Genomic DNA, 10,924 nt, shown 5'->3' with positions numbered 1-10,924 from the left:
CTGTCTGTTACGGAAGTACGGGGCAATCGGATCAGGAGTTTCATGAAGCACGCATGAAAAAGGCCGGTCGAGCCGGCCTCTCTCAACGAACGGGTCTTTGCCCGATCAGTTGTCGTATTCGCGGCATGCCTCACTGATCGAAGCGCCGCTTTCGCCGCCGCGCGTATCGACACCCGTGTTCTGCTGCGCCATGCCGGGGCAATCGATGGCCTGGCCGCCGATGCTCTGTGTCGTGGCCGGATCGACCGCGCTTGAGGGAACCGGATGAATGCCGTTGCTGTCACTCGTATAATCCGAGGAGTAATTGCCCGAGCCCGGGTCCGTGGAGCCGCCGTTGGTCGGGCCGATAGTGTCGGGATTGGACTGGGCAAATGCCGACGAAGCCATGCCGATGGCAAGCAACGAAGCGGCGATAAGGGATTTACGCATGGGAGCTATCCTCCTTCGATTTTCATCTTTGGTGACATGTGCCTAACCCGCGAGGCGATTGCTTGTTCCGAAATTTAAGCGGCGCGGTTGAAGTGATTGCGATGGTTACGCGTAAACCTTAACCGCGAAAGCCGCTTTGCCTCCGCCCTTCCTTGCCTTACCTGCGCAGTGAATCCTCGTTTACGGCATGAGGCCGCCATGTTCATTTCACTGCGCGAGGCAGGCGATCTCTGCCTTCAGATGGTACTTGCTCTCGCCTTGACCTTGGGCGGTATGGCGCTCGCTTCCACCGTCGTAAAGGCCACCGAGCAGCGGGTTGCCGCCATCGATGTCAACCGCCCGTTGCTCTGGTCTGCCGGCCCCGTCCGCGTCGAAAGCATTCAGCTTTTTGCCGGGCGAGAAATGGCTGCGGGCGAGAGCACAGGCTGCCACGATGCAATCGGCCTCAGAATATCCTGCGACCTGGCGACTTTTTCGTCGAGCAGCAATTTCTGATCCGGCGATGGATTTTCCAGCTTTCTTCCGGGTTTTGGAGCTTCATTTCTTTAGTCTATAAAATTTATGGATAATTCTGGCCGAGATGCGTTGCAGCAGCCTGCTGCGCCTGCGCCAGGAGACAGCAATGACGAAAATCCTGATCGTGCCGGGTCTGTTCGGTTCCGACGAGGGGCATTGGCAGCACTTTTGGCTTGATGATGTGCCGCAGAGCCGGCTGGTCTGCCAGGACGACTGGACTCATGCTCGTCTGGACCGCTGGATGGAGCGCCTGGAACAGGCACTGCTGGAAGCTGGAGAGGCCTATATCATTGCCCATAGCCTCGGCTGCATCCTGACGGCGAGGCTCGCCGACCGGCCAGTGGCACGCAGGATCAAGGGAGCGCTTCTGGTTGCCCCTTGCGATTTGCCGGCCACGGAAAGGCTGCATCCCGGGTCGCTCGCTTTCGGCCCCATGCCGACTACCCCGCTTCCCTTTCCGAGCCTCACCGTCGGCAGTCTCGACGATAAATACATGTCGCTCGACCGTCTGAGCTTCTACACCCGCCTCTGGAAAACCGAAGTTCGCAACATCGGCCTCGCAGGCCATATCAATATCGCCAGCGGTTTTGGACGCTGGACCGGCGGCTATGCGTTGTTTGATGTGGTGAAAGGCAAGGCGAAGGCAAAGAGACCACGGATATCCCCACATGCCACGACCGCGGCATCGGCCTGACATTTTATCGGGATACGCGCAAGAAACGGGTTGAACTTGCACCCTCGCGATACGATTCTGATACCTGATGGAATGTGAGGGCTTCACCATGGCTCAGAAAGTGCATCAATACCTGATCTTTGAAACCGCAGGCGGCTTTTGCGGCATCGCCTGGAGCGATGCCGGCGTGACGCGGTTCCAGCTGCCCACGAAAAGCGCCGATTCGACAGAACGATTGTTGCTGCGCCGTCTGCCGGCTGCCGAACCGGGCAAGCCGACGCCGCAGATTTTGGACGCTGTGGCTGCGGTAAAGCGTTACTTCGAAGGCGAAGAAATCGACTTCTCCACTGTCGCCGTTGACCTTGACGGCCAGGACGCATTCTTCCGCGATGTCTATGCTGCCGCGCGCCGTATCGGCTGGGGTCGCACGACGACCTACGGCACCCTGGCGAAGGAGCTTGGGGTGGGGCCGGAGGCAGCGCGCGACGTCGGCCAGGCGATGGCAAAGAATCCTGTCGCGCTCATCATTCCCTGCCATCGTGTGTTGGCGGCAGGCGGAAAGATCGGTGGCTTTTCGGCGCCTGGCGGTTCGACGTCCAAGCTTCGCATGCTGGAGCTCGAAGGCGTGCATGTCGGTCCACCGCCTCCTGCCCAGCAATCCCTCGATTTTTGAGATCTATCGCAAGCAAGTGCTTGGAATGCGACGGAAAACCTCGCTATAAATCTCTGTCTATAGCGAGGTTTTTTCATGAAGAAGATTTTCAACCCGCCATCCGTCCGCCGTCCCTTCGGAAATTACAATCACGGCCTGCTCATACCACCGGGCGCATCTTTGCTGGTCACGTCAGGTCAGCTCGGCATCGGCCTCGATGAAAAGATTCCCGAGGATGTGACGGCCCAGGCCGAGCTCTGCTTCGAAGCGATCAAGGCGATCCTGGCCGAGGCCGAGATGAGCTTTGCTGATGTCATCCGTATTTCCGGCTTCGTGACGAAGCGGGAAGACTTCCCGGCCTATATGGCGGTGCGCGACCGCTTCACGCTCGATCCGAAACCCGTTTCGACGCTCATTATCATCAACGGCTTTACCCGGCCGGAATTCCTGGTGGAAGTGGAAGTAACGGCGGCGAAGGTTTTCTAGGATTTGATCGCAAGCTCCGCGGCGATTACGACGGGGCGGCTCACCGGCGCGGCAGCAGCGCCCATGGCGGTGCGCGCATGCTGGCCGATATCGGCGCCGAAGAGATCGACCACCATGCGGGGTGCGCCCGGTTAGGTGTACCGATGCAAGCCCCCCTAGAATCGCTCCATCGCGTCCTTCACTTTCGCCAGGAACGCTGCCCGTGTCTCGGGGGTGCAGTTGTTCATGTCGTAATGGGCGAGAAAGGTAACCGGCTTGAACGGGTCGATCTGCGCCCGCAAGACACGCTTCACGATCTTCTTTGGCGGATTGCCGGCAACGAAGGCGCGGAAAGGTGTCGCGCCATAGGTCAGCACCGCCCCAAGCTTCTTGATATGCCGCAGGCGGGATTCGACCTTGCCGTTCACGAGCGCGAAGGAAACGCCGGGAAGCCAGACCCGGTCGAAATAACCTTTCAGGATCGCCGGGAAGCCGAAATTCCAGACCGGTGTGCAGATGACCAGCGCCTCGGCCTGCTTCAGCCTGTCGACATAGGGTTTCACCAGCGAAATATTGTCGGGATAGTCGTGGTAGACGAGCCGATCATGTTGCGAGAGGACGGGATCGAAATTCTCCGCATAGAGATCGCAGGCATCCACTTCGTGCCCGGCCTTGGCGAGGCTCTCCAGGGTCTGTCTGTAGAGCGCCTTGCCGTAGCTTTCCTCGACCGGATGCGAGTGGAGGACAAGAACCCTCATGAAGCCTCCATGACGGCGGCAAGGCCCGGGAAAAGGTAGTTCTTGCCGGCATCGAAATCGAAATTGGGATTCTCCCAGGCGATCATCTTGCCAGGATTGAGCAGCCCCTTCGGATCGGTCTCATGCTTGAAGGCGAGCTGCACCTTGTCGGTGCGCTTCATGCCGCCCTCTTCCAGCGTATAGCGGTGCGGGTTGAAGATCGGGCAGCCATGATCCTGATGGATCTTGATGATCTCTTCCAGCCGCTCCTCTGTCGTATAGCGTACCAGCGGCAGGCCCGAGCATTGGATCTGCCCATCGAACTTGATGAATTCGAGATGACCCGGCACCTCATCGCCGAAGATCTCCACCATCTTTTTCACCTTGGCCACATGGTCCGGTCCCGGATACTGCACCTGCAGATAGGTGAAGGTGGGATCGACCTTGAGCGCACGCAGCGTCGTATGGTTCCAGGCTAGCTCATAGGCGTGCGGAATGCCACGCATGCTCTCGACCTTGTCGGAGCGGAACATGATTTCGCCCTTCTGCGCTGCCGTGAAAGCCAGGAAAGCATCCATGGAATGCGGCGCGATCATCAGCACGACGATCGACTGGCCCTGGCGGATATAGGGCTTGTGGCGGGTGAAATAGTCATGCGGAATAGGGGCCGCGATCGGCGCGATTTCCTTGACGAGAATACCGTTGCATTTCGCCAGCGCATCGGAGAAGCGCACTGCATCCATGAAGTCATCGTAGCCGACCAGCACATCCACCCAGTCATAGGCGGGTGCGAGCGGCATCTCGATTTCCGTGATGATGCCGTTGGTGCCGTAGGCATGGCTGACCTTCTGCAAGTCCCAGCCGGTGAGATCGAGCACACGCGGCTCCGCTTCCATGGTCACGACACGCAGGCGCAGGATATTGCCGAGATCACGCAACCCGCCCCAGGTGATCGAGCCGACACCGCCGGAACCGCCGGCGATGAAGCCGCCGACCGTTGCCGTTTGGGCGGTCGAGGGATGGAAGCGCAACTCCTGGCCGGAATGCGCCTTGGTCTGCTTGTCGAGCTGGGCGATCACGATGCCGGGTTCGCAGATGACGCGACCCGGATGGATTTCCTTGATCTTGTCCATGGCGGCGAGGTTGAGCACGATACCGCCTGACAGCGGCATGGCCTGACCGTAATTGCCCGTGCCCGCGCCACGCGGGGTGACGGGAACGCCATGGGCGAAGGCGACTTTCAGCGTCTGGATGACTTCAGCTTCATTCTTTGGCGTGACGACGATATCGGCCGTCACATTATCGAGCTGCGCCTTCAGGATCGGCGAATACCAGTAGAAGTCCCGGCTCTTCTGGCGAACGAGCGCCGGATTGTCCTCGATCGCGATACCTTCGAGTTCTTGTCTGATCTTCTGATAATCGGCCATGTCAGGCTCCAACGACGCTATCGAGTTCACGGTAATCCGGCAGGCTGCGGTCGATCACCTTGCCGCGGCGAAGCACGACGCGGTCAGACTGCGGACGGGAAAGGAATTCGCTCCAGCGCCTGGCGCTGAAGAGCACGAGATCCGCAGGACTGCCGACAGCGATGCGGCTCATCTGCGGCCTGCCGGCAATCTTGGCCGGTGACGTCGTGACGACGCGTGCCGCGGTGTCGAGCGGATGATCGAGATGCAGGATGCGCACTGCCTCACGAAACACTTCGACCGGATCGAGATCGCCATAGGCGTAGAAGGGGTCGCGTGTATTGTCGGAGGAGACGGCCGTCTCGACACCGGCAGCTGCCAGTTCCTTGAACAGAGTGACACCGCGCCAGCGCGGTGTGCGGCCGGGATAGCGATCCTGCAGGTACATGTTGCACATCGGCAGCGAGATGACCGAAACCCTGGCCTTTTGAACCAGTTCGACCGTCCGTTGCGCGGTATCGTCATCCTGCCGCGCCAGCGAGCAGCAATGGCCTGCCGTCACCTTGCCTTCGAACCGGTTGCGCAGAACGGCTTCGGCGATCGCCTTCAATGTTTCTGCGCCAGGGTCGTCGGTCTCGTCGACATGCAGATCAACATCGAGGCCGTTCTCCGCCGCCGCGCGCAAAAGCGTATCGAGCTGCCAGTCGAGCGCTGGTCCCATCTTGGTGACACCGCCAAGCAGTCCACCCTTGTCCTTTACGACAGCAACGAGATCAGCGAAAAATGCCTCGTCGACCATGTTGTCCAGCGGGAAGAGAGCGACCGCCTGCAAGGCAATCTTGTCTTTCCATTCCTCCCGGATCTCGGCAAAGACCTCGAAGGAGATACGGTGCTGGGGTGCCAGCGAATCCAGATGCGTGCGGATAAGCCCAGTGCCGTGCGCATAGGCTGAACGCAGCGAAAATTCCATGCGCTTGCGCACATCCGCCGCCGACCAGTTCGCCTCGCGGTCCCGGCCGACCGCCTCCAGCGCACCCATGAAGGTTCCGTCGGGATTGGGCTTGCGCGGCCAGATATGGCCCTTGTCCAGATGCGTATGGATATCTGCAAAGCAAGGCCACACCATGCCTTCCCGCATGTCGGACTTGGCAAATTCGGCTGGCGCTGTTCCGGGAGGCAGGATTGCCGAGACGAGACCGTCGGCGATCACGATATCCGCCTTGACGAGACCTTCATTGGCGACGGCAGCAAAGCCGCTGATGGCGACAGCCGGAAGCGTTGCGTTGGCGAGCACGAAACGGCCCGCATTCGGGGGGGACATGAAGGAATAGGTCATCAATTTTCCCGCTTCAGGCTGCTCTCATGCCAGCGATGCAGACTGAGCCATGAAATGAAGGAGGTAATGGTGAAGATCGCGACGCCGAGCATGGACAGCATGAAGAGCGCGGCAAAAAGGCGGGGAATGTTCATGCGATATTGCGATTCCAGCAGACGGAAGGCGAGGCCGGAACCGGCACCCGCCGAACCTGCGGCGAATTCGGCAACCACGGCGGCAATCAGCGCTAGGCCGCCGCCGATGCGAAGCCCGGTCATGAAATAGGGCTGGGCTGCCGGGATCTTCAGGTAGATCAGCGTCTGCCAGCGCGAGGCGCCGTAGAGTTCGAAGAGGTTGATGAGATTATGATCGACACTCTTCAGACCCTGGACCATGTTGGACAGGATCGGGAAAAAGGCGACGAGGAAGGCGCAGATCAGGAGCGCCACCTGCGTCGACGGCGCGTAGATCAGGATCAGCGGTGAGATCGCCACGATCGGTGTGACTTGCAGGATGACAGCGAGCGGATAGAAGGCGATTTCGATCCAGCGCGATTGCACCAGGAAGATCGCAAATCCCACGCCCCCGATCAGTGCCAGGACAAGCGATATCAAGGTGATCTGCGTGGTGACCCAGAGGGCGGGGGCAAGTGTGCCCCAGTCATGGATGAAGGCCGCTGCCACAGCGCCAGGGCCGGGCAGGATATAGGGCGGAACACCCGAGAGCACGACGTAGAACTCCCAGATAACGATCAGCACGCCGATCACCAGAAAAGGCACAGCGATGCGAAGCGCCAGATCGCGCCTCTTTGCGTTGATCGGATTGGGAACGGACAGGGGCGCGGTCTCGCTTGTTTCGATGCTCTCGACGCTCATCAATGTTCCTCCGCCCCGCCTATTGCCTCGATCAGCGAACGCGATGCCGTCTCGCAGGCCCGACGGTATTCTTCCGAGGTCCGGTAATGTGAATCCCGCTCAAGGCTTGTTGTCAGCGGAAAATCCGCATGGACGCGGCCCGGCCGCGCCTTCATCACCACGATGCGGTTGGAAAGATAGGCAGACTCGAAGACGGAGTGCGTCACGAAGATCACGGTGATGCCCGTCGCTTTCCACAGCCGCAGAACGTCGTCATTGAGCTTCTGGCGCGTGATTTCGTCGAGCGCCGCAAAGGGCTCATCCATCAGCAGCAGTTTTGGCTTGGTCACCAGCGCGCGGGCAATCGACACACGCATCTTCATGCCGCCGGAGAGTTCCCGCGGATAGGCATCGGCGAAATCCTGCAGGCCGACGGTCGCAAGGACCTCCATGATCCGATCCCTGGCCTGCGCTTTGGAAACGCCGCGCAGTTTCAGCGGCAGGTAGACATTGCCGAACACGGTCTTCCACGGCATCAGCGTCGGTTCCTGGAAGACGAAGCCGATATCGCCCTCCGGCAGGCCCTGCGAATTGATGCGCGAACTTGGCCAGTCGATCTTGCCCGACGTGGCGTCGCCGAGACCGGCGATGATGCGGAGTGCCGTGGATTTACCGCAGCCGGAAGGGCCGAGAAGGCTGATGAATTCACCGCTCTCGACCGTCAGCGACATGCCCGAAAGCGCGATCGTGCCGCTGGAAAAGACCTTCGAGACCGACTGCATGACGACCAGCGGCCGCTTGCGAGTCTCCTTCGAAGGCGCCGCCTTGGTTTCCGCTAGGGACATTCTCTCGCTCTTTTATCGAAGGGGAAGCGGCCCGCCGCCGGGTGGCGACAGGCCCGCCTTGGGAGGCTTATTTCTTCAGCGATGCGCCGACGTTCTTGCAGACGAATTTCGTCGTAAAGGCTTTGGTATAGTCGGTCTCAGGCTTGAAGACCTTGATCGCTACCATTTCGTCGAAGAACTTCTTGTAGTGAGCGTCGGTAATGCAGCCGATGCCCTTGTCCAGGCCGTCGCCGGACTCGATGATGCCGTATTCCTTCATCTTGGCGATCGAATAGGCGATCTGGCCATCCGTCATTTCCGGATTGTCCTTCTTGATCAGCGCATTGGCCTTGCTGTTGTCGCCGTAGAGATAGCTGTACCAGCCCTCGATAGAGGCATCGACGAAGCGCTGCACGACGTCAGGCTTGGTATCGACCATCTGCTGGGTCGTGGTGATCATCGTCGAATAGGGCGAATAGCCGTTGTCGGCGAGCAGGAAGACCTTCGGCTCCCAGCCGGTCTGATTCTGGATCTCGTAAGGCTCCGAGGTCAGGTAGCCCTGCTGGGCGGATTGCTTGTCGGCAAGAAACGGGCCTGGATTGAAGTTGTAGGGCTTGTACTGCTCGTCCTTGAACCCCGGAAAATTTGCTTTCATCCACTCGAAATAGGTGAGGTAGCCATCCTTGCTGAGGAACAGGCTCTTCAGTTTCGCAAGATCCCCGAACTTGTCGATGCCGGCGTCAGGATGAGCGATCAGGATCTGCGGGTCCTTCTGAAAGATCGCGGCAACGTCGACAAGCGGAATACCCTGTTCGACGGCGGAGATTTCGCCCTGCGGCCCGCCCATGTAGAAGTCGATCTTGCCGGAGATCAGCAGCGCGTTGTTGGCGGCATTCGGCCCGCCCTGCACGATAGAGACATCAAGGCCGTATTTTGCATAGGTTCCGTCGGCGACTGCCTGATAGAAGCCGCCATGCTCTGCCTGTGCCAGCCAGTTGGTGCCATAGCTGACCTTGTCCAGCGCATGGCCCGGTGCACTGGCGACAAGCATGCCGCCAAGCCCAAGAAGGGCAGAAAATACGGATGTTTTCAATCTGTTGGACATGGCGGCGTTCCCCTTCTGGTGCCTTGGAAGCTCGTTTTCGGCCCCCGATTTTCTTCATTTGAGCGATTGCTTCGCTCTTTGAAAAGCATCAAAATTCGTGCGCAACGATGCCTTTTTGGCATCTCACCTGATGTCTGTGCCTAATTTGGGCGCTGTGCTTAAAAACGATGCAACGAGGTCTCGATGCTGCACTCCAGAAAGCTTCTGTACATCAACGAGATCGCCCGCACCGGCTCGATCCGGAAGGCTGCCGCGCGTCTCAACGTCGCTTCTTCGGCGATCAACCGGCAGATACTGGCTCTCGAAGAGGAAATGGGTGCGCCGCTCTTCGAGCGCCTGCCGCGCGGCTTGCGGCTGACGGCCGCCGGCGAACTCTGCATCGAGCATATCAGAGAGGTTCTGAAGAATTACGAGCGGCTGGAAGGTCGCATCAAAAGCCTGAAGATGCAGCAGGCCGGCAAGGTGCGGCTGGTGACGACCGTCGGTCTTGCCGCGGGACCGCTGCCGGAAATCATCGCCCGCTTCCAGTCCGAGCATCCGCGCGTTTTCATCCATCTGCGCAACGATGCCGGCACGATGACCGTCAATCCGGTTCTATCGGGTGAGGTGGATATCGGCCTCGGCTTCAATATTCAGGCCACACCCGGCATCCGCACGCTCGGCAATTTCGATATCCCGATCGGCGTCGTCCTGCCGCCTGGCCATCCCCTGATCGGGCCCGGTCCGATCAGCCTTGCCGACGTGGTGCAGGAGCGGCTTGTGCTTGCGCAGCAGGGCACCAGCCTGCGTGAGGTCATCAACCTCGCAATGGCGAGGCTCGATATTCCTGTCGAGCCGGTTCTGGAGACCAACGCTTCGGAAATGCTGAAGAAACTGGTCAAATGCGGGGCAGGGCTCTCCATGCTGAACCCGCTTGATGTCATCACTGAATGCCGCCAGGGCGAACTGGTATTCCGCCCGATTGCCGAGCCGCACAGCCGCCATCAGCCGATGAAGCTCTTTGCCCGTGCCCGGGCGCCGCTCGATTCCGCCACCAGCCTCTTCGTTGAATACTTGCTGGCCGAGCTTGCCGGCCTTGTTCAGGAACTGCAGGCCAAGGGACACATCCCGCTCGAGCGTCCTGTCGTTGCCTGACTATCGCGAATAGAGGTTGGAGAGCGGATAGCGCATGAGGTCACGGAGAAGCTCGATAAAGCCCTTCACCTGATGGCGGCAGATCGCTTCACCCTTTTCGGCCGTTCCCTTCGATGCGTCGCCGACAACCCCGTTCGGATTGAGATCGTGCGCGATCCAGGCGAGCGAATGCGGCGGCAGCGGCTGGATATATTGCGATTGCTCGCGCATCCATTCAGCCTTCGATGTGAAATTCTCAGCCTTCTCCATCCGCACCAGTTCCGGCCGGAAATGCAGCATCAGCGAGGTTTCCACCTCGCCGCCATGAATGCCGTAGCGTGTCTCGTGGTCGCTGATCATACCGTCAGGATTGCCGAAGCGGCCCCATTGTGTGGAAACGACGGCCATCTGGTGGCGCACGCGCAACTCGCGCGCGACGATGCTCATGATATCGACATTGCCACCATGCGAGTTGACGATGACGAGCTTGCGCAGCCCGGCCTCCGCCACCTTCGCGCCAATCGCCGTCCAGACGGGGATCAGCAGCTCGGCGCCGAGGGAAAGCGTGCCTGGACCGTAGACATGCTCATTGGCCTTGCCGATTTCCTGGGTTGGCAAGACAAGGATATCGAGGTCGTCGGGCCGTTGCCGGCGCAGTTCCGCCAGCATGCCCTCGGCGATCGCCACATCGGTTGCTATGGGCAGATGCGGACCGTGTTGCTCTGTCGAAGCGATCGGCAGGATGGCGATGGTCGTATCAGCGGAAAGAGCGGCAAAATCATAAGTGTTCAGTTCATTCCAATAGAATGGTGTCGCCATCGCCGCTTCCCTCTTT

General features: G+C 59.7%; 13 protein-coding genes. 5 read left to right on the top strand and 8 right to left on the bottom strand.

The features are described from left to right. Positions 1-105: 105 nt before the first annotated feature. Positions 106-429, bottom strand: a complete 324-nt coding sequence (locus FHX06_RS10520) for a hypothetical protein (protein WP_112545174.1) — start codon at positions 427-429, stop codon at positions 106-108. 198 nt (positions 430-627) lie between these two features. On the opposite strand from FHX06_RS10520, the gene FHX06_RS10515 reads away from it, so the two are divergent. The 4 genes from FHX06_RS10515 to FHX06_RS10500 all read left to right on the top strand — a co-directional run bounded on the left by FHX06_RS10515 (position 628) and on the right by FHX06_RS10500 (position 2,756). Then, entirely contained in the window at positions 628-924 is a 297-nt protein-coding gene (locus FHX06_RS10515) for a hypothetical protein (protein ID WP_183845877.1), read from the top strand. Positions 925-1,051: 127 nt separating this feature from the next. Continuing rightward, positions 1,052-1,639 carry an RBBP9/YdeN family alpha/beta hydrolase gene (locus FHX06_RS10510; protein WP_183879127.1) on the top strand — a complete coding sequence of 196 codons (588 nt, stop codon included), beginning with the start codon at positions 1,052-1,054 and terminating at the stop codon, positions 1,637-1,639. Between the two features lie 88 nt (positions 1,640-1,727). Continuing rightward, on the top strand, positions 1,728-2,291 hold the full coding sequence (locus FHX06_RS10505; protein ID WP_113212211.1) for a methylated-DNA--[protein]-cysteine S-methyltransferase: 564 nt from the start codon (positions 1,728-1,730) through the stop codon (positions 2,289-2,291). A gap of 75 nt (positions 2,292-2,366) precedes the next feature. Beyond that, positions 2,367-2,756 carry a RidA family protein gene (locus tag FHX06_RS10500; RefSeq protein ID WP_112545171.1) on the top strand — a complete coding sequence of 130 codons (390 nt, stop codon included), beginning with the start codon at positions 2,367-2,369 and terminating at the stop codon, positions 2,754-2,756. Between the two features lie 155 nt (positions 2,757-2,911). Here the strand turns inward: FHX06_RS10500 and FHX06_RS10495 are convergent, their stop codons facing one another. The 6 genes from FHX06_RS10495 to FHX06_RS10470 all read right to left on the bottom strand — a co-directional run bounded on the left by FHX06_RS10495 (position 2,912) and on the right by FHX06_RS10470 (position 8,976). Continuing rightward, positions 2,912-3,493 carry an NAD(P)H-dependent oxidoreductase gene (locus tag FHX06_RS10495; protein WP_113147941.1) on the bottom strand — a complete coding sequence of 194 codons (582 nt, stop codon included), beginning with the start codon at positions 3,491-3,493 and terminating at the stop codon, positions 2,912-2,914. Beyond that, on the bottom strand, positions 3,490-4,899 hold the full coding sequence (locus FHX06_RS10490; RefSeq protein ID WP_183879125.1) for an FAD-binding oxidoreductase: 1,410 nt from the start codon (positions 4,897-4,899) through the stop codon (positions 3,490-3,492). Before FHX06_RS10490 ends, FHX06_RS10495 begins: the two co-directional genes overlap by 4 nt. A 1-nt stretch (position 4,900) precedes the next feature. After that, on the bottom strand, positions 4,901-6,214 hold the full coding sequence (locus tag FHX06_RS10485; RefSeq protein WP_183879124.1) for a cytosine deaminase: 1,314 nt from the start codon (positions 6,212-6,214) through the stop codon (positions 4,901-4,903). Further along, positions 6,214-7,068, bottom strand: coding sequence for an ABC transporter permease (locus FHX06_RS10480; protein ID WP_183879122.1), 855 nt, complete (start codon positions 7,066-7,068; stop codon positions 6,214-6,216). The genes FHX06_RS10485 and FHX06_RS10480 overlap by 1 nt, the downstream gene beginning before the upstream one ends. Then, a complete protein-coding gene (locus FHX06_RS10475; RefSeq protein WP_113206774.1) occupies positions 7,068-7,892 on the bottom strand; it encodes an ABC transporter ATP-binding protein in 825 nt (274 codons plus the stop codon). Before FHX06_RS10475 ends, FHX06_RS10480 begins: the two co-directional genes overlap by 1 nt. A gap of 67 nt (positions 7,893-7,959) precedes the next feature. Continuing rightward, entirely contained in the window at positions 7,960-8,976 is a 1,017-nt protein-coding gene (locus FHX06_RS10470; RefSeq protein WP_183879120.1) for an ABC transporter substrate-binding protein, read from the bottom strand. A 183-nt stretch (positions 8,977-9,159) separates the two neighbouring features. Between FHX06_RS10470 and FHX06_RS10465 the strand changes: the two genes are divergently transcribed. Next, a complete protein-coding gene (locus FHX06_RS10465) occupies positions 9,160-10,110 on the top strand; it encodes a LysR family transcriptional regulator (RefSeq protein ID WP_112545164.1) in 951 nt (316 codons plus the stop codon). Here FHX06_RS10465 and FHX06_RS10460 read toward each other — a convergent pair whose 3' ends face one another. Beyond that, a complete protein-coding gene (locus FHX06_RS10460; protein ID WP_183879118.1) occupies positions 10,111-10,908 on the bottom strand; it encodes a creatininase family protein in 798 nt (265 codons plus the stop codon). Positions 10,909-10,924 lie beyond the last annotated feature (16 nt).

The organism is Rhizobium sp. BK512, assembly GCF_014194915.1.
Taxonomy (GTDB): Bacteria; Pseudomonadota; Alphaproteobacteria; order Rhizobiales; family Rhizobiaceae; genus Rhizobium.
The sequence above is the reverse complement of the archived record's forward strand: the minus strand, read 5'-3'. Positions and strand labels throughout refer to the sequence as shown.